Origin of the sequence: Arcobacter defluvii (assembly GCF_013201725.1) — a bacterium.
Lineage (GTDB): Bacteria > Campylobacterota > Campylobacteria > Campylobacterales > Arcobacteraceae > Aliarcobacter > Aliarcobacter defluvii.
This window is the reverse complement of record NZ_CP053835.1, coordinates 2,593,679-2,614,429: the sequence shown is the minus strand read 5'-3', so window position 1 is coordinate 2,614,429 and position 20,751 is coordinate 2,593,679. Positions and strand designations below refer to the sequence as shown.

Here is a 20,751-nt window from a genome sequence, read left to right as displayed (position 1 = left end):
GTTTTAGAATTCTAAAACTTCTTCATTTGGATTTATTGGTTGTTGAATAATTTGTGTATCAATTTCAGGAAGAGGTGATTTTTCAGTATAAAGTTCTTCTTTTCCATTTATATTTGTTGTATAGACATTTTCAGGTTTAATAAAAGTTCTTGGAATTTCTGGATGCAATTCTAAATATTTTTTAAAGAAATAAGAAAATACAGGTGCTGCAATTTTTCCACCACCTTCAGTTCTTCTCATTGGCATATTATTATCATTACCAAACCAAATAATTGTTTGAATTGAAGGTGAATATCCACAAAACCAAGCATCAACATTGTTATTTGTTGTTCCTGTTTTTCCTGCTAATTCAATACCTTCAACTTTTGCAGCTTTTCCTGTTCCTCTATTTACCACATCAGTTAAAATTGATGTCATGAGATAATTTTGTTCAGGTGTGTTAATCTCTTTTGTTTGTGGTCCAAAATTAACACTTTCACCATTTTTATTTACAATTTGTTCGATGATATATGGTTTAACTTGTATACCATTATTTGCAAAAGCACTATATGCTTCACTAAATTCAACTAATGAAACACTCATTGATCCTAAAGTAATAGATAAATTATCAACTAAATCTTTAAATCCATATTTTTTTAATTCTTCCATTACTATGGGTACACCAACATCTGTTACCAAGTTTAATGTTGATAAATTTCTTGATGCAACTAATGAATCTCTTAAACTTACAATTCCTTGGAAATTCCCACTATAATTTTTTGGTTGCCATTTTTTCTGAACACCACCAACTGTGTAGTTATATGTTCTTGAAATATCAAATAATTGAGAAGCTGGATTATATCCTTCATTCAAGGCAGTTTGATATAAAAATGGCTTAATTGCACTTCCTGCTTGTCTTTTTGATTGAAATGCTCTATTAAATACAGATTGATTATAATCAACTCCTCCAACAAAGGCTAGAATTTTACCCGTATTACTTTCAAGAGAAATCATTGCTCCATTTAATTCTTTAACATAAGAATCATCATCTGGATTTTTAGAAGATTTTCTAAAATTTAAATCTCTCTTAATAGCTTCGTCATAAGAAGCTTTTAGAGCTTCTTTCGCTATTTCTTGTGCATCTATGTCAATAGTTAAATAAATTTTATATCCACCATATAGAATATCAGGAATATCATTTATTAATTGACTTATTGCATAATCAACAGCATACGGTGCTTTATTTTTTGTCAAAGTTTGATTATAAATAATAGGAGTTTCTTTCATTGATTCTTCGTATTGTTCTTTATTAATCCATCCAAGAGTATTTAATCTTGTGATAACTTGATTTGCACGAGCTAGTGAGATTTTAAGATTTTTTGTTGGGTCATAAAAACTTGGAGCTCTTGGAAGTCCAACAAGAATAGCCATCTCTTTTAAAGATAATTCATATAAATCTTTATTAAAATATCCTTTTGCAGCTGTTTTTATTCCATAATATCCATGTCCAAAATATACATGATTTAAATATCGCTCAAGTATTTCTTCTTTTGTAAGAACAGTTTCTAACCTAATAGCTAGTAGTGCTTCTTTTACTTTTCTCATCAATTTTTTTTCTCTTGTCAAAACAAGCATTTTTATTAATTGTTGAGTTAATGTACTTGCTCCTTCAACATATCCACCTGCTTTAATATTTTTTATCATTGCACGGCTAATAGCATCGGGATTAATACCTGAGTGTTCAAAAAATTGTGTATCTTCAATGGCAACTAATCCTTCGATTATTCTTGCAGGAATGTCATCATATTTTACATATTCTCTGTTTTCATCTTTAAATGTGTTTGCAATAAGCTTTCCATCTTTATCAAAAAATTGAGTACTTTGTTTTGGTGAATAATTTACAACAGCATCAACATCATGTTTAATTTCATCATATAAATTGTATAACCAGCCACAAACTACTAATCCTACAATAACAAAAAGACCAAAAATATATTTCATCATATTTAATTCCTAAAATCTTTATTTTTAAAAGTTGAGTTAATCAATTTTTTAGTGTAATCTTCCTTTGGTGAAGATAAAATATCTTTCGTCGAACCTTTTTCAATTATAATTCCATCTTTTATAATAACAATATCTTTACAAATTTCTTTAATTGAATTTATATCATGAGTTACAAAAAGAATTAATATATTTAAACGTTTTTTTAAATCATTAATAATATTGATAATATTATTTTTATTTTCCTCATCAAGTGCAGTTGTAGGTTCATCTAACAAAAGTAGTTTTATATTTCTACTTATTGCAATTGCAATTACAACTCTTTGAATTTGTCCTCCACTTAATTGTGTAGGGAATTTATTTAATATTGACTCATCTAAAGCTAATAATTTTAAAACTTCTTCTTTTTTTTCATCTGAACAAAAAAATTGGTTTTTTATTTTTGTCATTGATGATAAAGAAGTAAAAGGATTTTGTGGTATAAACCCAATAGTGTCATAATTTAATTTAAAATTAGAGTCTATAACTTTTTCTGTTTTCATAAAAGATGGAAGAAGATTTAATAAAGATTTCAATGTTAAAGATTTTCCACTTCCACTTTCTCCAATTAGAGCTGTTGAATCAGTGATATCAAATGAAATATTAACTAAAGTTTTTTCATTTGCATCAATTATTAATTTATTAATTTTTATATATAGCACAAATTATCTTTTATATTAATGGTTTGTCCATTTCTTTAGGAATCTCTAAATTCATCAATTTTAAAACTGTAGGAGCGATATTATTTAAACTTCCAGTTTTAACCTCTTTTACCCCATTTGCATAAACAAAACAATAAACATCTCCAACAGTATGATTTGTTAGAATATTTCCATCCTCATCTTTCATCATTTCACAATTTCCATGATCAGATGTTAATATAATATTGTAATTTTGTTTTTTTGCAAGTTCAAAAATTAAACCTAATTCAAAATCAACAGCTTCAACAGCTTTTACAGCTGCATCAAATACACCTGTATGTCCAACCATATCACCATTTGCAAAGTTAACAACTATAAAATCTGTATTATTATTCATAGCAGTTCTAACAGCATCTCCCACTTGAGGTGCTGACATTTCTGGTTGTAAATCATATGTTGCAACTTGAGGTGAAGGAATTAAAACTCTTGTTTCATTTAACATAGGTTCTTCAACTCCTCCATTAAAGAAAAATGTAACGTGAGCATATTTTTCTGTTTCAGCTGTATGAAGTTGAGATAAACCAGCATTTGAAATTACTTCAGCTAAAGTATTTTTTGGAGATTCTTTTGGAAATAAAATAGCAATAGGTGTATTTTTATCATATTGTGTCATAGTTGCAAGATTTAGTGAACCTTTAAAAGTATCAAATTCATTAAAGTTTTTATTTGCAAAAACAGAAGAAATTTCTCTCATTCTATCACTTCTAAAATTACAGAAAATTATTCCATCATTCTCTTTTATTCCTTCATATCCTTCAAATGCAGTTGGAAGAATAAATTCATCAAAGATTTGGTTTTCATATGAATCTTTTAAATAAGTTAAAATATCATTTGTAGTTGATGGAGTTGCAAAAGTTATCGCATCATAACCTTTTTTTACTCTATCCCATCTATTATCTCTATCCATTGTGTAGTATCTTCCTGCAATTGTTGCAATTTTTATATCTTTATCACAAATCTCTAAAATTTGATTTATATATTTTTGTGCACAATCAGGAGCTACATCTCTACCATCTGTAATAATATGTATAAATACTTTTTTATTAGATTGTTTTGCAATTTTTGCCATTGCAATAATATGGTCAATATGAGAATGAACTCCTCCATCACTTAATAATCCTAATAAATGAATATTATTTGATACTTCGATAATATTTTTTAAAACTTCATTATCTTTTAAAGTATTGTTTTCAATTGCAATATTTATTTTTACTAAATCTTGATATAAAATTCTACCACTACCAATAGTCATATGTCCCACTTCACTATTTCCCATTTGTCCATCTGGTAATCCAACAAATTTACCATAAGTATGAATTAATGAATAAGGAACATTTTTAAATAAATAATCATAAGTTGGAGTATTTGCACTAGAAAAAGCATTAAATTTATCTGAAGGATTGTAGCCTATTCCATCAGTTATTATAAGTAGTGTTTTATTTGTCATTATTTAAACCTTTTAAAAAGTATTATATATTATAATCGCGCAATTATATCAAAATCAAGGTTCAAGTTTGTTTTATTGGTTTTATAGACACCTAGAGATTAACATCTTTCAATATATTTCAGTGAGAGCTGGAATGAGTTTTTTTATAGCTTTTGTTTTAACAATGTATTTAATGCCAAAGTTTATTAGTTGGGCGAAAAAAAAGAAAGCATCGCAGCCAATTTATGAACTTGCGCCTGAAAGTCATCAAACAAAAGTTGGAACCCCAACTATGGGTGGAGTAGTTTTTATTTTTTCAACAATAATTGCTACAGTTCTTACTGCAAAATTAAGTAACTATTATGTTGCAGGTGGCTTATTATGCTTAGCTCTTTTTTCATTAATTGGTATGCAAGATGATTATTCTAAAATATCAAAAGATAAAAATTCAGCAGGTTTGAGTGCAAGAGCAAAACTGATATTACAATTTCTTTGTGCTGCAATTATTGCTTTTATAGCTTATCATTATGGACATTCAAGTGAATTATATACACCTTTTTATAAATACCCTTTATTTAATATGGGAATTTTAGCAGTAGTTTTTTGGATGTTTATTATTGTAGGGTCTTCTAATGCTGTTAATCTAACTGATGGATTAGATGGTTTAGCAACAGTTCCTTCTATAATGGCATTTTTTACTTTATCAGTATTAGCATATGTTACTGGACATGCAGTTTTTTCAACATATTTATTGTTACCAAATATTCAAACTGTAGGTGAATTAGCGATTATGGGAAGTGCAATATGTGGAGCTTTGATTGGATTCTTATGGTTTAACTCTCATCCAGCAGAGATATTTATGGGTGATTCAGGTTCTTTACCTTTAGGTGCATTTATGGGCTATATGGCAATTGTTGCGAAATCAGAAATATTATTATTAGCAATTGGATTTATTTTTGTTTTAGAAACAGTATCTGTAATATTACAAGTTGGTTCTTATAAGTTAAGACAAAAAAGAATATTTTTAATGGCACCTATTCATCACCATTTTGAGAAAAAAGGCTGGAAAGAAAATAAAATTATTGTAAGATTCTGGATTATTGCATTTATGACAAATTTAGTAGCTTTATTAAGTTTAAAAATCAGATAAAGAAAAAGTAATGAAAATAAATAACAAAAAAATAAGAATTTTAGGCAAAGGTATCACTGCATTAGCTTTAAAAGATAAATTTCCTAACGCTACATTATATGACGACAAAGATTTTGATACATATGATAAAAGTAGTGATGAATTAACTGTTGTAAGTCCTGGAATTCCACCTTATAATAAAATGGTTTTAAATTCAAATAATGTAATTAGTGACTATGATTTATTTCAAGATATTATGCCTTTTTCTATTTGGATATCTGGAACAAATGGAAAAACAACTACAACACAAATGTGTCAACACTTATTAAATGAATATGATTCGGTTTGTGGTGGAAATATTGGAATACCATTAAGTCATTTAGATGAAAATAAAAAGATATGGATTTTAGAAACTTCATCTTTTACTTTACATTATACTTATAAGTCAAAACCTAATATTTATTTATTATTGCCAATAACAGAAGATCATATAACTTGGCATGGTTCTTTTGAAGAATATAAAAATGCAAAATTAAAACCTCTTGAATTAATGAATGAAAATGATGTAGCAATCATCCCTTCTGAATTTAAAGATTTTAAAACAGATGCTTTTGTTATAACATATAATAATAGTGATGATTTATGTAATCATTTTGGTTTTGATAAATCTAAAATTAATTTTAAAGAGCCATTTCTTTTAGATGCAATTTTAGCAATGGTTACAAGAAAAATTATATTTGATGAAATTAATTATGATTTAATAAACCAATTTAAAATAGATAAACATAAAGTTGAAGAATTTTTTGATAAAAAAAATAGATTATGGATTGATGATAGCAAAGCAACAAATGTTGATGCGACTATAAATGGTTTAACTCCATATAGAAAAGATAATTTACATCTTATATTAGGTGGAGATGATAAAGGTGCAAATTTAAAACCTTTGTTTGAAAATATAAACAATCTAGATTTAATTGTTTATGCAATTGGAAGTAACACAGATAAAATAGTTGATTATTGTAATGAATATTCAATAAAAGTAGAAAAATGTAATTATTTATATATTGCAGTAGAAAAAATGAGTAATAATATGAAAGAAAAAAGTATAGGTATTTTATCTCCAGCTGCTGCATCATTGGATCAATTTAAGTCTTATGCACATCGTGGTAATGAATTTAAAGAATTAGTAAATAGTTTAAGCAAATATTAATAAAACTACTTGTATAATCTCACTCCAATTTGCATTGGTTCGATAGCTCAGTCGGTAGAGCAAAGGATTGAAAATCCTTGTGTCGACAGTTCGATTCTGTCTCGAACCACCATTTTATTTTTTGGTGCTGGTGTAGCTCAGTTGGCTAGAGCAGCTGATTTGTAATCAGCAGGTCGGGGGTTCGACTCCCTTCACCAGCTCCATTTTTATGTCGTGCGTAATCTAAAAGACAGCGCTTGACCAGAACAATAATATTTTTCAACGGTGAGGTTGGAGAGTGGTCAAATCCTGCGGACTGTAAATCCGCCGCCTTAGGCTTCGAAGGTTCGAATCCTTCTCTCACCACCACGCAATGTTGCGGGAGTAGCTCAGTTGGCTAGAGCTTCTGCCTTCCAAGCAGACTGTCGCGAGTTCGAGTCTCGTCTCCCGCTCCATATTTTATTGATTACTGGGAGCTGAGTTATAAGCACAATTTTTTATAACTCTTTATTTATTTAACTCCCATTAAAGTTTTTTTTAGTATTTATTAAATATAATACGCAACGCAATTTTAAATTGCAAAAATTAATAATAAAATCCCCTCTGAATAGAGAAGCCTAGTGGGCTTATCTACTCAGAGGGCAATAACCAAAAATTTAGAAGGGGAATTCTATGGCAAAAGAAAAATTTTCAAGAAATAAGCCACACGTTAACATCGGTACAATTGGACACGTTGACCACGGTAAAACTACTTTGACAGCTGCTATTTCTGCTGTTCTTGCAGTAAAATATGGTGGAGAGATGAAAGATTATGATCAAATCGACAATGCTCCAGAAGAAAGAGAAAGAGGTATTACAATTGCTACTTCTCATATCGAGTATGAAACTGATAAAAGACACTATGCACACGTTGATTGTCCAGGACACGCGGATTACGTTAAAAACATGATTACTGGTGCTGCACAAATGGATGGAGCAATCTTAGTTATTGCTGCAACTGATGGACCAATGGCTCAAACAAGAGAGCATATCTTATTATCAAAACAAGTTGGAGTTCCATATATCGTTGTATTTATGAACAAAGAAGATCAACTTGATGAGCAAGACAAAGACGAAATGTTAGAGCTTGTTGAAATGGAAATTAGAGAATTATTATCTACATATGATTTTCCAGGTGATGACACTCCAATTATTGCAGGTTCTGCATTCCAAGCATTAGAAGAAGCTAAAGCTGGAACTGTTGGTCCATGGGCAGAAAAAGTTGTAGCTTTAATGGATGCAGTTGATTCTTATATTCCAACTCCAGAAAGAGATGTTGATCAAGATTTCTTAATGCCAGTTGAAGATGTATTCTCTATCTCAGGAAGAGGAACAGTTGTTACTGGAAGAATTGAAAAAGGAACAATTAAAGTAGGTGAGACTATTGAAATCGTTGGATTCTCTGATACTAAAACAACTACTGTAACTGGTGTTGAAATGTTTAGAAAAGAAATGGAACAAGGTCAAGCTGGAGATAACTGCGGTATTCTTTTAAGAGGAATCAAAAAAGAAGAAGTAGAAAGAGGACAAGTTTTATGTAAACCTAAAACAATTACTCCACATACAAAATTCAGATGTGAAGTGTATATCCTTTCTAAAGAAGAAGGTGGTAGACATACTCCATTCTTCTCAGGATATAGACCACAATTTTATGTAAGAACAACAGACGTAACTGGTTCTTGTACATTACCAGAAGGTACAGAAATGGTTATGCCAGGTGATAATGTAGAAATGACAGTTGAATTAGTTGCTCCAATTGCTCTAGACAAAGGTACTAAATTTGCTATTAGAGAAGGTGGTAGAACTGTAGGTGCTGGAGTTGTTGCTGAAATCATTGAATAAGGATTGTTATGGCAAATGCAGTAAGAATTAAAATAGGATTAAAATGTCAAGAAAGTGGAGATATTAACTACACTACATGGAAAAATCCAAAAACTCACACTGAAAAGTTTGAGGTAAAAAAATATAGTCCAAGATTAAAAAAACATACTTTGCACAAAGAAGTAAAATTAAAATCTTAAAACAATTGAACTTGTAGTTTTTAACTACAAGTTCAAAATTATAGGTCAGTAGCTCCAATGGTAGAGCGCCGGATTCCAAATCCGATGGTTGTGGGTTCGAGTCCCTCCTGGCCTGCCACTTAAATTTTTTTAAAAGAAGTGTTCTCTTTTTTTGAAAGAATTTAAAGCTTAATGAAGCAATCAAAAACGGAGTTAATGGTGAATAGATTAAGAAATTATTATGCTAGCGCAAAATCTGAATTACTAAAAGTAATTTTTCCTATAAAAGAACAAATTAGATCAGCATATTTATCTGTTTTTATAGTTGTTACTGTAATTACACTATTTTTAGCTCTTATTGATGGAATAATGTCATTAAGTTTATCTTCGATAATCAATTAAGGAATTAAAATGGCACATAAATGGTATGCAATACAAACTTATTCTGGTAGTGAATTATCTGTAAAAAAAGCTTTAATTAAATTAGCAGAAGAAATGGCAGATGATAGAATAGCAGAAGTTTTAGTTCCAACTGAAGATTTAATTGAAATAAAAAAAGGTAAAAAATCTATTGTAGAAAGACCATTATATCCTGCGTATGCGTTTGCGAAAATTGATTTAGATACAGGTTTATGGCATAGAATTCAATCAATGCCAAAAGTTGGAAGATTTATTGGTGAATCGAAAAAACCAACTGCACTTTCAGAAAAAGATATAAATCTAATTTTAGAAAAAGTTAAAAATAGAGCAGCAGCTAAGCCAAAAGTTTCATTTGATGAAGGTGAAATGGTAAGAATTAATGAAGGTCCTTTTGCTAATTTTAATGGCTTAGTTGAAGATTTTGATATGGTTTCTGGATTGTTGAAACTAAATGTGTCAATTTTTGGAAGAAATACACCTGTTGAAATATCTTATACTCAAGTTGAAAGAGTAATTTGATATTTTTATTATAGGCATTAGGCAAAAAAACTAGCTTCTTAACATATAGTTTTCTTGCCTAATGTCTAATCATTAAAATTTTTTTAAAGGAATAGCATGGCTAAAAAAATTCAAGGGCTACTAAAATTACAGATACCTGCGGGTGCTGCAAATCCATCACCACCTGTTGGACCAGCTTTAGGTCAAAGAGGTGTTAATATTATGGAATTTTGTAAAGCTTTTAATGAAAAAACAAAAGATAAAGCAGGATATAGAATTCCTGTAGTTATCACTGTTTATACAGATAAAAGTTTTACATTCGAAGTAAAACAACCACCAATGACAGATTTAATTAAAAAAATCTCAGGTGTTAAAACAGGTTCAAGTAATCCACTTAAAAATAAAGTTGGAAAACTTTCAAAAGAACAAATTATGGAAATAGTTGATTTAAAAATCAAAGATTTAAATACAGATGATAGAGAAGTTGCTGCAAAAATTGTTGCGGGTTCTGCTAGATCAATTGGTATTGAAACAGAATTATAAGAATCTGTTTTGAGAAAGTCTTACCACCGGACTTATAATGGCGGTAGCAAAATAATAAACTTGCGGAGAAAATAATGGCAAAAATTTCAAAAAGATATAAAGCATTAGCTGAAAAAATAGAAAATAAAAAATACTCTTTAGCTGAAGCTTGTGATACAGTTAAAGAATTAAAATCAGCTAAATTTGATGAGAGCGTTGAAATCGCACTTAATTTAAATGTAGATCCAAGACATGCTGACCAAATGATTAGAGGTGCGGTTGTACTTCCAAATGGAACTGGTAAAACTGTAAGAGTTGCAGTATTTGCAAAAGGTTTAAAATTGGATGAAGCAAAAGCAGCAGGTGCAGATATTGTTGGTAATGATGATTTAGCAGAAGCTATCCAAGCTGGAAATATCAATTTTGATGTTTTAATTGCAACTCCTGATTGTATGGGAATTGTAGGAAAAGTTGGAAGAATCTTAGGACCAAAAGGTTTAATGCCAAATCCTAAAACTGGAACAGTAACTATGGATGTTACAAAAGCTGTAAATGATGCTAAAGGTGGTCAAGTTACATATAGAGTTGATAAAAAAGGTAATATGCAAGCAGCAGTTGGGAAAGTTTCTTTTTCATCAGAAGCAATTAGAGAAAATATTGCAGCATTTGTGGCGGCAATTAATAAGGCAAAACCATCAACTGCAAAAGGTAGATATATTACTAATGCAGCTGTATCATTAACTATGAGTCCATCAATTGTTTTAGATAATATGGAATTAATGGAAATTAGATAAGGTAAACCTTATCTAATTTTTTTAACATTCAATAATAAAGATAGAATCTTTATTATTGAGTGTTATTCAAAGCACTGAAATAAAACTGAAGACAGCTGGTAAGAGACACCTCCGTTTCTTGTAAGTCCCGCCTAAGTCGATGTTTTGAAGGGAGGAAAAAATGACTAGACAAGAAAAATCAAAAATTATTAATTTTTTAACAGAAGAGTTTAAATCTTCTTTAGCGGTTGTTGTTTGTGATTACAAAGGACTAACTCACAAAGAATTAGAATCTTTAAGAAAAGAAGCAAGAGCAAATAATACAAAAGTTCAAGTTGCTAAAAATACTTTAGTTACTGTTGCTGTTAAAAATGCAGAGCTTGGTGATGTTGAATTAAGTGGTACAAATATTTTCTTATGGTCTGAAGATCAAATTTCAGCTTGTAAAGTAGCTGATAAATTTGCATCTACTAACAAAGAAAAATTTGCTATTAAATCAGGTATCATTGAAGGTAAAATTGCTGACTTTGCTACTGTTAATGCATTTGCTAAATTACCATCTAGAGAAGAACTTCTTGGTATGCTTGCATCTGTATGGATGGGGCCAGTTAGAAACTTTACTATTGGTCTTGATGCACTTAGAAGAAAAAAAGAAGAAGAGGCAGCTTAATTATTTAAGCTATTAATATTAAAATAAAAAAATAATAAGGAAAATGAAATGGCAATTTCTAAAGAAGACGTTTTAGAATTTATCTCTGGTTTATCTGTATTAGAATTATCAGAATTAGTTAAAGAATTTGAAGAAAAATTTGGTGTATCTGCTCAACCTGTAGCAGTTGCTGGTGGTGCTGTAGCTGCTGTTGAAGCTGCTGAAGAAAAAACTGAGTTTGATGTTGTTATCTTAGATTCAGGTGATAAAAAAATTAATGTAATTAAAGAAATTAGAGCATTAACTGGTTTAGGATTAAAAGAAGCTAAAGATGCAGCTGAGCAAACTCCTTCTACAATCAAAGAAGGAATTTCAAAAGCGGATGCTGAAGCAGCTAAAGCAGCTTTAGAAGCAGCTGGTGCTAAAGTAGAAATTAAATAATTACTTTGTAATTATTGACTGTTATACAGGGATTTCCCTGTATATAGTTAGGCATCTTTGAGGGCTAAGGTTAAAATTTAATAGAAATTTTAACCCTATCCTTTATGGATGCTTTTGTGCTTTATATAAATAAAAGCAAACTTAACCAAATTTTATAACAAGGCCGACAATGTTAAACTCTTTAAAATCTGGTAATAGACTTAGAGTTGATTTTGCAAAAAATCCACAACAAATTGAAATTCCAAACTTATTACAACTACAACAAACTTCGTATGATACTTTCTTGATGATAGGTCAAGAAGAGAGATCTGCTGCTGGAATTGAAAAAGTATTTAAATCTATTTTCCCTATACATGACGTTCAAAACAGAATTACACTAGATTATTTAGGTTCAGAAGTAGGTAAACCTAAATATGATGTAAGAGAATCAATGGTTAGAGGATTAACATACTCTATTCCTCTAAAAATCAATATTAGATTAACTTTATGGGATTTAGACGAAAAAACTGGTGAAAAAATCGGTGTTAAAGATATGAAAGAACAATCTTTATTTATTAGAGAAATTCCTTTAATGACTGATAGAACTTCTTTTATAGTTAATGGTGTTGAAAGGGTAGTTGTTAATCAATTACATAGATCACCTGGTGTAATTTTTAAAGAAGAAGAATCAAATACAGCTGACAATAAACTTATTTATACTGGTCAAATTATTCCAGACAGAGGTTCATGGTTATATTTTGAATATGATGCAAAAGATGTATTATATGTAAGAATTAATAAAAGAAGAAAAGTACCAGTTACTATTTTATTTAGAGCATTAGGTTATTCAAAAGAAGATATTGTTAAATTATTCTATCCAATTGTAAATATTAAAGTTAAAAATAATAAATTTTTAACAGAATTTAACCCTGATGATTTTATGGGAAGAATTGAATATGATGTAAAAGATGATAAAGGTAATTTAGTTATTGCTGCTGGAAAAAGATTAACACTTAGAAAAGCAAAAGCTTTAATTGAAGGTGGTTTAAAATTAATTGAATATCCATTGGAACAATTAATGGATAGAAGTACAGCTAATACTATTTATGATCCAGAATCAGGAGAAGTATTATTTGATGCACTAACAAATTTAGATGAATTAAAATTAAAAAAACTTTTAGATTTAGGTTTTGATAATTTTGATATTGCAAATGATTTAGCTCCAGGTATTGATAATTCTATTATTAATGCATTTAAAGCAGATGCAGAATCTTTAAAACTTTTAAAACAAACTGAGCAAATTGATGATGAAAATGATTTATCAGCAATAAGAATCTACAAAGTTATGAGACCAGGTGAACCTGTTACTAAAGAAGCTGCTAAAGATTTCGTTAAAAAATTATTCTTTGATCCAGAAAGATACGACTTAACAAAAGTTGGAAGAATGAAAATGAATCATAAACTTGGTGTTAATGTACCTGAATATGTTACTACTTTAACTTATGAAGATGTTATTAAAACAGTTCAATATTTAGTAAAAGTTAAATCTGGACATGGTCATATTGATGATAGAGATCACTTAGGTAATAGAAGAATTAGAGCAATTGGTGAATTATTAGCAAATGAATTACATGCTGGTTTAATCAAAATGCAAAAAGCAATTAGAGATAAAATGACTACTTTATCTGGTACTTTAGAAGATATTATGCCACATGATTTAGTTAACTCTAAAATGATTACTTCAACAATTACTGAATTCTTTACATCTGGGCAATTATCACAATTTATGGATCAAACTAATCCATTATCTGAAGTTACTCATAAAAGAAGACTATCAGCACTTGGAGAAGGTGGTCTTGTAAAAGAGAGAGCTGGATTTGAAGTAAGGGACGTTCACCCAACTCACTATGGAAGAATTTGTCCTGTTGAAACTCCAGAGGGACAAAATATCGGTCTTATCAATACTTTATCAACTTTCTCTAAAGTTAATGAGTTAGGATTTATCGAAGCTCCATATAAAACAGTTGTTGATGGTGTAGTAACTAATGAAATTAAATACTATACAGCAACTCAAGAAGAGGGATTAGTTATTGCTCCTGGTTCAACAAAAGTTGATGAAAATGGAAAAATTGTTGAATCACTAATTGAAGCTAGAAAAGATGGTGAAATCTTACTAATGGAAAGAAGTAGTGTCGATTTAATTGATATTTCTTCTCAAATGGTTATGGGGGTTGCTGCTTCTTTAATTCCATTCTTAGAACACGATGATGCCAATAGAGCACTTATGGGATCAAACATGATGCGACAAGCTGTTCCATTATTAAGACCAAATGCACCTGTTGTGGGTACTGGTTTAGAAAAAACAGTTGCAAGAGATGCATGGGAAGCTATTAAAGCAAATAGAGCTGGACTTGTTGAAAAAGCTGATGCTAAAAACATTTATGTTAGAGGTGAAGATGAAAATGGTGCTTTCATTGATCATTATATTGTAAATAAAAATGTAAGAACAAATAATAATACATCATTTGGACAAAGAATAGCTGTAACTGAAGGTCAATTTGTTGAAAAAGGTCAAGTTATTGCGGATGGTCCATCTATGGATAAAGGTGAATTAGCTGTTGGTGTTAATGCAATGGTTGCATTCATGCCATGGAATGGATATAACTATGAGGATGCTATTATCTTATCTGAAAGATTAATAGAAGAAGATGCATTTACATCAGTTCACATTTATGAAAAAGAAGTTGAATGTAGAGAATTAAAACATGGTAATGAAGAAATAACAAGAGATTTACCAGGTGTTAAAGAAGAATCAATTGTTCATTTAGATAATTCAGGTATTGTAAAAATTGGAACTTTTGTTAAACCAGGAATGATTTTAGTTGGAAAAGTAACTCCAAAAGGTGAAATTAAACCAACTCCAGAAGAAAGATTATTAAGAGCAATTTTTGGTGAAAAAGCAGGTCATGTTATTAATAAATCATTAGTATGCCCTACATCAATGGAAGGTACGGTTGTTGATGTAAAAGTATTTACTAAAAAAGGTTATGAAAAAGACGAAAGAGCAATAGCTGAAATTGAAGCAGAAAAAGCAGAATTAGATTTAAAACATCATGATAAATTATTAATGCTTGATAGAGAAGAAATTTTAAAAATAAATGATTTATTATTAAAATCAACTTTAATAAAAGATGTTGAACTTGATGATATCACATATAAAAAAGGTGAAACAATTCCTGTTGATGTATTAAACAATGTTAATAGATTTGCAATGAAAAAAGTTGTTTCATCTTATTCAAAAGAGATTGAAAAAGCTTATAATGATATTAAAGAACATTTTATTAAACAGAAAGCTCATTTAAGAGATGAACACGAAGAAAAACTTCAAATTTTAGAACATGATGATATTTTACCTAGTGGTGTTATTAAACAAGTAAAAGTTTATATTGCAACTAAAAGAAAAATTAAAGTTGGGGATAAAATGGCTGGACGTCATGGAAACAAAGGTATCGTTTCTAATATCGTTCCAAAAGTTGATATGCCTTATTTAGAAGATGGATCTACAGTTGATGTTATTCTAAATCCTCTAGGGGTTCCATCTAGGATGAATATCGGACAAATTCTTGAAGTTCATTTAGGTTTAGCTGGTAAAAAATTGGGAGCTCAAATTCAAGATATTTTTGATGCTAAAAAAGCTGATTTTATTGCTGAATTAAGAACTAAAATGAGCGAAATTGCTTCTGTTGCAAAATTAATGAATGGAAAAGCATTTATGGATTCATTAAGTGATGATGAATTAATTCAATATGGTCAAGATTGGGCAAAAGGTGTAAGATTTGCTACACAAATTTTTGATGGTGTTAAAGCAGAAGAATTTGCAAAACTGTTTGAATTAGCAAAAATTGATAGTGATGGTAAATGTGTTCTTTACGATGGAAAAACTGGTGATAAAATGAAAGAAAGAGTAAATGTTGGTTATATGTATATGCTTAAACTTCACCACTTAGTTGATGAAAAAGTTCATGCAAGATCTACTGGACCATACTCTTTAGTTACGCAACAACCAGTTGGAGGAAAAGCTCTATTTGGTGGACAAAGATTTGGAGAGATGGAAGTTTGGGCATTAGAAGCTTATGGTGCAACAAATGTACTTAAAGAAATGCTTACAACGAAATCTGATGATGTTGAAGGAAGAACTAAAGCTTATAGAGCAATAGCAAATGGTGAAAATGTTCCAAATTCAGGTGTACCTGAAACATTCTTCGTATTAACAAAAGAGTTAAAAGCTCTAGCTTTAGATGTAGAGATTTTTGGAGAGGTAGAAAACGATGAGTAATAATGAAAAAATATTGTCACCAATTGAAATTAAAGAATTAGAAAGACCGCAAGATTTTGCGGCTTTTCAATTACGATTAGCAAGTCCAGAAAAAATTTTATCTTGGTCTTGTGGAGAAGTAAAAAAACCTGAAACTATCAATTATAGAACATTAAAGCCAGAAAGAGATGGATTATTTTGTGCTAAAATTTTTGGACCAGTAAAAGATTATGAATGTCTTTGTGGTAAATACAAAAAAATGAGATATAAAGGTGTTGTTTGTGAAAAATGTGGAGTTGAAGTAACTTCATCAAAAGTAAGAAGACACAGAATGGGACATATTGAACTTGTATCTCCTGTTGCTCATATTTGGATGGTTTCATCATTACCTACAAGAATTGGTACGTTATTAGGTGTAAAACTTAAAGATTTAGAAAGAGTATTATATTATGAAGCATATATTGTAAGTGAAGCTGGTGAAGCTTATTATGATAATGAAAAGACTAAAAAAGTTGAAAAATATGATATTTTGAATGAAGAACAATATAGAACTATCTCTGATTTATTTGAACATACTGGTTTTGAAGCAAACATGGGTGGACAAGTTGTAAGAGATTTATTAGAAAATATTGATTTATTCCAATTGCTTACTGTTTTAAAAGAAGATATGGAATCTACAAAATCTGAAGCAAAAAGAAAAACTATAATCAAAAGATTAAAAGTTGTTGAGAACTTCTTAAATTCTGGAAATAGACCAGAATGGATGATGTTAACTCAACTTCCAGTTCTTCCACCAGATTTAAGACCACTTGTATCACTTGATGGTGGAAAATTTGCTGTTTCAGACGTTAATGACTTATATAGAAGAGTTATCAACAGAAATAACAGATTAAAAAGATTAACAGAACTTGATGCACCTGAAATCATTATTAGAAATGAAAAAAGAATGCTTCAAGAAGCAGTTGATGCTTTATTTGATAATGGTAAAACTGCAAATGCAGTTAAAGGTGCAAATAAAAGACCTTTAAAATCTTTATCAGAAATTATTAAAGGTAAACAAGGACGATTTAGACAAAACTTACTTGGTAAAAGGGTTGACTTCTCTGGAAGATCTGTTATTGTTGTTGGACCTACTTTAAATATGGATCAATGTGGTATTCCTAAAAAAATGGCTTTAGAGTTATTTAAACCACACTTAATGGCTAAATTAGAAGAAAAAGGTTATGCAACAACATTAAAAGCTGCAAAAAGATTAATTGAATCAGAAGCAAATGAAGTATGGGAATGTCTAAACGAAATCGTTGATGAATATCCAATTATGTTAAATAGAGCTCCAACTCTACATAAACTTTCTATTCAAGCTTTCCATCCAGTATTAATTGATGGAAAAGCAATTAGATTACATCCATTAGTTTGTGCTGCTTTTAATGCGGACTTCGATGGGGATCAAATGGCAGTTCACGTGCCTTTATCACAAGAAGCAGTTGCTGAAGCAAAAATTTTAATGATGTCATCTATGAATATTCTTTTACCAGCATCAGGAAGAGCGATTGCAGTTCCTTCTCAAGATATGATTTTAGGTATTTATTACCTATCATTAGAAAAAGATGGTGTAAGAGGTGAACATAAACTATTTACTGATGTAAATGAAGTTAAGATTGCATTAGATATGAATAAAATAGATTTACATGCAAAAATTAGAACAAAATTAAATAATAAAGTTATTCATACAACTGTTGGAAGATTAATTATTCATGAAATTTTACCAAGTTTTGTACCTGTAAATTTATGGAATAAAATTTTAAAGAAAAAAGATATTGGTTCTTTAGTTGATTATATTTATAAACATGGTGGTTATGAAGTAACTCCAAGATTCTTAGATAACCTTAAGAACTTAGGTTTTAAATATGCTACAGCTGCTGGTATATCTATTTCTATTGATGATATTAGAGTTCCTGAAACAAAAGTTGGTCATATTAGTAAATCTAAAAAAGAAGTTATTGAAGTTCAAAAACAATTCTCTCAAGGTTTATTAACTGAGCAAGAAAGATATAATAAAATTATTGATATCTGGACAGAAGTTAACAATAAACTTGGTTCTGAAATGATGGATTTAGTTAAAACTGATAAAAATGGATTTAATTCTATTTATATGATGGCAGACTCAGGAGCTAGGGGTTCTGCAGCTCAAATTAGACAGTTATCAGGTATGAGGGGACTTATGGCTAAGCCAGATGGTTCTATTATTGAAACTCCAATTATTTCGAACTTTAGAGAAGGTCTAAACGTTCTTGAATACTTTATTTCTACTCACGGAGCAAGAAAAGGACTAGCAGATACAGCGTTAAAAACTGCAAATGCAGGGTACTTAACAAGAAAACTTATTGACGTTTCTCAAAATGTAAGAATCACGATGGAAGATTGTGGTACTCACGAAGGTATAGAAATTACTGATATTACATCAGGAAATGAGTTAATTGAATCTTTAGAAGAGAGAATTACAGGAAGAGTAATTGCAGAAGATATTATTGACCCGATTTCAAATGAAATATTATTTGCAGAAGGTACACTAATAACTGAAGAAGATGCAAAAATTGTAACTGAAGCAGAAGTTAAATCAGTAGTAATTAGAACTCCATTAACTTGTAAAGCAGAAAATGGATTATGTTCAAAATGTTATGGATTAAATCTTGGAGAGCAAAGAAAAGCAAAACCAGGTGAAGCTGTAGGAGTTGTTGCAGCTCAATCTATTGGAGAACCAGGAACTCAGTTGACACTTAGAACTTTCCACGTTGGAGGAACTGCAAGTGCAACTCAAACAGAAAGAGAATTAAAAGCTGATAAAGAAGGATTTATTAGATATTATAACATCAAAAAATATGTAAAATCTGATGGAAAAATTATTGTTGCAAATAGAAGAAATGCTGGATTATTACTGGTTGAACCAAAAATCAATGCACCATTTAAAGGTAAAGTAACAGTTGAAACTTTACATGAAGAGACGATTTTAACTATCTCAAATGGTACTGAAACTAAAAAATATTATTTAAGAAAAAATGATGTTGCAAAAGCAAATGAATTAGCTGGAGTTTCAGGAAAAATTGAAGGTAAATTATATTTACCATATAGAGACGGTGAAGAAGTTGATCAAAATGAATCTATAGTTGAAATGATTAAAGATGGATGGAATATTCCAAATAGGATTCCATTTGCTTCTGAATTAAAAGTTGAAGATGGTGCTCCAATTACATCAAAAATTATTTCTGGTGCAAAAGGATTTGTTAAATACTATAAATTAACTGGTGATTATTTAGAAAGAAGACATGATATAAAAGCAGGTGATACAGTAACTGAAAAAGGTGTATTTGCTGTTATTGTTGATGGTGATGATAGAGAAGCTTTAAGACATTATATTTCAAGAGGTTCTCATATTCAATTAAATGATAATGTTGAAGTAGAAAAAGATTCAGTTATTTCTGCACCAATTACAAATGAACAAGTTGTAATTGCTGAATGGGATCCATATGCAAACCCAACAATTGCAGAAAAAGCCGGAATTATTTCATTTGAAGATATTATTCCTGGACTTACTGTTTCTGAGCAATTTGATGAATTAACTGGGACATCTAAATTAGTTGTTAATGAATATATTCCTAGTGGATATAAACCAACAGTAATATTAGCAACTGATGATAAAGAAATTATTAGATACTCTTTAGATCCAAAAACATCGTTAAATATTGCAGAAGGGAAAAGAGTAGAAGTTGCAGATATTATTGGTAAAACACCAAAAGCTACACAAAAATCTAAAGATATTACTGGAGGTCTTCCAAGAGTATCTGAATTATTTGAAGCTAGACGTCCAAAAAATATTGCACAATTAGCATCATTTGATGGTGTAGTATCATTTGGAAAATCATTAAGAAATAAACAAAAAATTGTTATTTCAGATGAATCTGGAAATAATGTTGAGTATTTAGTTGAAAAATCTAAACAAATTTTAGTTCATGAAGGTGAGTTTGTTCATGCTGGTGAAGCATTAACTGACGGTCAAGTTTCTCCACATGATATTTTGAGAATTCTTGGAGAAAAAGCATTGCATTACTTTATTGTATCTGAAGTACAACAAGTATATAGATCTCAAGGGGTAAATATTGCAGATAAACATATTGAGGTTATTACATCTCAAATGTTAAGACAAGTATCTATCTTAGATGGTGGAGATACTAAATTTATTATTGGAGATATGATTTCTAAAAAGAAATTTAAATTAGAAAATGAGAAAATTATAAAATTAGGTGGAAATCCTGCAATTGCTGAACCTTTATTATTAGGTATCACAAGAGCAGCTGTTACATCTGATTCTATTATCTCTGCTGCTTCTTTCCAAGAAACTACAAAAGTTTTAACAGAAGCTGCAATCAGTGCTAAAATGGATATGTTAGAAGATTTAAAAGAAAATGTTGTAATTGGTAGAACAATTCCAGTTGGAACAGGTTTATATAAAAACCAAAAAATTAAATTTTCTGGTAATGAATAAAAAACAATAAGGCAATTATTGCCTTATTGAAACTTCACTAATTATAAAATGGAAATCATTTCTTTATTTTTTATTTTTATTGCAATTGAGTTTTTTGAATCAAATTGGCAG

The 20,751-nt window shown here is 29.7% G+C and carries 15 protein-coding genes and 5 tRNA genes; 17 read left to right on the top strand and 3 right to left on the bottom strand.

Translation table 11 applies throughout. The annotated features are described in order from the left end of the window. Nucleotides 1-3: 3 nt before the first annotated feature. Genes ADFLV_RS13055 through gpmI form a run of 3 tightly spaced genes read right to left on the bottom strand, consistent with a single transcriptional unit; the run spans nt 4 to nt 4,167 of the window. Entirely contained in the window at nt 4-1,983 is a 1,980-nt protein-coding gene (locus ADFLV_RS13055; RefSeq protein ID WP_129012194.1) for a transglycosylase domain-containing protein, read from the bottom strand. 2 nt (nt 1,984-1,985) lie between these two features. Continuing rightward, entirely contained in the window at nt 1,986-2,681 is a 696-nt protein-coding gene (locus ADFLV_RS13050; protein ID WP_172658810.1) for an ATP-binding cassette domain-containing protein, read from the bottom strand. A gap of 10 nt (nt 2,682-2,691) precedes the next feature. Next, a complete protein-coding gene (gpmI, locus tag ADFLV_RS13045) occupies nt 2,692-4,167 on the bottom strand; it encodes a 2,3-bisphosphoglycerate-independent phosphoglycerate mutase (RefSeq protein WP_129012193.1) in 1,476 nt (491 codons plus the stop codon). A gap of 67 nt (nt 4,168-4,234) precedes the next feature. On the opposite strand from gpmI, the gene mraY reads away from it, so the two are divergent. The 17 genes from mraY to rpoC all read left to right on the top strand — a co-directional run bounded on the left by mraY (nt 4,235) and on the right by rpoC (nt 20,640). Beyond that, nucleotides 4,235-5,296: a phospho-N-acetylmuramoyl-pentapeptide-transferase gene (gene mraY, locus ADFLV_RS13040; protein WP_041654902.1), complete on the top strand. Its 1,062-nt coding sequence runs from the start codon at nt 4,235-4,237 to the stop codon at nt 5,294-5,296. Between the two features lie 10 nt (nt 5,297-5,306). After that, nucleotides 5,307-6,485 carry a UDP-N-acetylmuramoyl-L-alanine--D-glutamate ligase gene (gene murD / locus ADFLV_RS13035; protein ID WP_129012192.1) on the top strand — a complete coding sequence of 393 codons (1,179 nt, stop codon included), beginning with the start codon at nt 5,307-5,309 and terminating at the stop codon, nt 6,483-6,485. A 36-nt stretch (nt 6,486-6,521) separates the two neighbouring features. Next, nucleotides 6,522-6,597, top strand: a tRNA-Phe gene (locus ADFLV_RS13030). Between the two features lie 14 nt (nt 6,598-6,611). Then, nucleotides 6,612-6,688 (top strand) — tRNA-Thr (locus ADFLV_RS13025). Between the two features lie 60 nt (nt 6,689-6,748). Then, nucleotides 6,749-6,833, top strand: a tRNA-Tyr gene (locus tag ADFLV_RS13020). A 9-nt stretch (nt 6,834-6,842) separates the two neighbouring features. After that, a tRNA-Gly gene (locus tag ADFLV_RS13015) sits at nt 6,843-6,919 on the top strand. A gap of 217 nt (nt 6,920-7,136) precedes the next feature. Next, complete coding sequence (tuf, locus tag ADFLV_RS13010) at nt 7,137-8,345, top strand: elongation factor Tu (protein WP_129012191.1); 1,209 nt, start codon at nt 7,137-7,139, stop codon at nt 8,343-8,345. Between the two features lie 8 nt (nt 8,346-8,353). After that, complete coding sequence (gene rpmG / locus ADFLV_RS13005) at nt 8,354-8,524, top strand: 50S ribosomal protein L33 (protein ID WP_014475180.1); 171 nt, start codon at nt 8,354-8,356, stop codon at nt 8,522-8,524. A gap of 42 nt (nt 8,525-8,566) precedes the next feature. Beyond that, nucleotides 8,567-8,642: transfer RNA gene (locus ADFLV_RS13000), tRNA-Trp, on the top strand. Nucleotides 8,643-8,722: 80 nt separating this feature from the next. Continuing rightward, nucleotides 8,723-8,905 (top strand): preprotein translocase subunit SecE, encoded by a 183-nt coding sequence (gene secE, locus ADFLV_RS12995; RefSeq protein ID WP_129012200.1) that lies wholly within the window; start codon nt 8,723-8,725, stop codon nt 8,903-8,905. 9 nt (nt 8,906-8,914) lie between these two features. Further along, nucleotides 8,915-9,442: a transcription termination/antitermination protein NusG gene (gene nusG / locus ADFLV_RS12990; protein WP_014475178.1), complete on the top strand. Its 528-nt coding sequence runs from the start codon at nt 8,915-8,917 to the stop codon at nt 9,440-9,442. A 96-nt stretch (nt 9,443-9,538) separates the two neighbouring features. After that, the gene (gene rplK / locus ADFLV_RS12985) at nt 9,539-9,964 is read left to right on the top strand and encodes a 50S ribosomal protein L11 (RefSeq protein WP_014475177.1); all 426 of its coding nucleotides are present in this window, start codon (nt 9,539-9,541) and stop codon (nt 9,962-9,964) included. A gap of 74 nt (nt 9,965-10,038) precedes the next feature. Beyond that, complete coding sequence (gene rplA / locus ADFLV_RS12980; RefSeq protein WP_014475176.1) at nt 10,039-10,737, top strand: 50S ribosomal protein L1; 699 nt, start codon at nt 10,039-10,041, stop codon at nt 10,735-10,737. A gap of 160 nt (nt 10,738-10,897) precedes the next feature. Beyond that, entirely contained in the window at nt 10,898-11,386 is a 489-nt protein-coding gene (rplJ, locus tag ADFLV_RS12975) for a 50S ribosomal protein L10 (protein ID WP_129012190.1), read from the top strand. A gap of 48 nt (nt 11,387-11,434) precedes the next feature. After that, nucleotides 11,435-11,806, top strand: a complete 372-nt coding sequence (rplL, locus tag ADFLV_RS12970) for a 50S ribosomal protein L7/L12 (protein ID WP_014475174.1) — start codon at nt 11,435-11,437, stop codon at nt 11,804-11,806. 169 nt (nt 11,807-11,975) lie between these two features. Then, the gene (gene rpoB, locus ADFLV_RS12965) at nt 11,976-16,121 is read left to right on the top strand and encodes a DNA-directed RNA polymerase subunit beta (protein WP_014475173.1); all 4,146 of its coding nucleotides are present in this window, start codon (nt 11,976-11,978) and stop codon (nt 16,119-16,121) included. Beyond that, complete coding sequence (gene rpoC, locus ADFLV_RS12960; protein ID WP_129012189.1) at nt 16,114-20,640, top strand: DNA-directed RNA polymerase subunit beta'; 4,527 nt, start codon at nt 16,114-16,116, stop codon at nt 20,638-20,640. Before rpoB ends, rpoC begins: the two co-directional genes overlap by 8 nt. Nucleotides 20,641-20,751: the final 111 nt, after the last annotated feature.

Bases quoted from the DNA above. Each gene is read 5' to 3' on its own strand.
- rplK (WP_014475177.1), top strand. From the start codon at position 9,539: ATGGCTAAAAAAATTCAAGGGCTACTAAAATTACAGATACCTGCGGGT.
- rpoC (WP_129012189.1), top strand. From the start codon at position 16,114: ATGAGTAATAATGAAAAAATATTGTCACCAATTGAAATTAAAGAATTA.
- murD (WP_129012192.1), top strand. From the start codon at position 5,307: ATGAAAATAAATAACAAAAAAATAAGAATTTTAGGCAAAGGTATCACT.
- ADFLV_RS13055 (WP_129012194.1), bottom strand. From the start codon at position 1,983: ATGATGAAATATATTTTTGGTCTTTTTGTTATTGTAGGATTAGTAGTT.
- nusG (WP_014475178.1), top strand. From the start codon at position 8,915: ATGGCACATAAATGGTATGCAATACAAACTTATTCTGGTAGTGAATTA.
- rplA (WP_014475176.1), top strand. From the start codon at position 10,039: ATGGCAAAAATTTCAAAAAGATATAAAGCATTAGCTGAAAAAATAGAA.
- gpmI (WP_129012193.1), bottom strand. From the start codon at position 4,167: ATGACAAATAAAACACTACTTATAATAACTGATGGAATAGGCTACAAT.
- tuf (WP_129012191.1), top strand. From the start codon at position 7,137: ATGGCAAAAGAAAAATTTTCAAGAAATAAGCCACACGTTAACATCGGT.
- rplJ (WP_129012190.1), top strand. From the start codon at position 10,898: ATGACTAGACAAGAAAAATCAAAAATTATTAATTTTTTAACAGAAGAG.
- rpoB (WP_014475173.1), top strand. From the start codon at position 11,976: ATGTTAAACTCTTTAAAATCTGGTAATAGACTTAGAGTTGATTTTGCA.
- rplL (WP_014475174.1), top strand. From the start codon at position 11,435: ATGGCAATTTCTAAAGAAGACGTTTTAGAATTTATCTCTGGTTTATCT.
- rpmG (WP_014475180.1), top strand. From the start codon at position 8,354: ATGGCAAATGCAGTAAGAATTAAAATAGGATTAAAATGTCAAGAAAGT.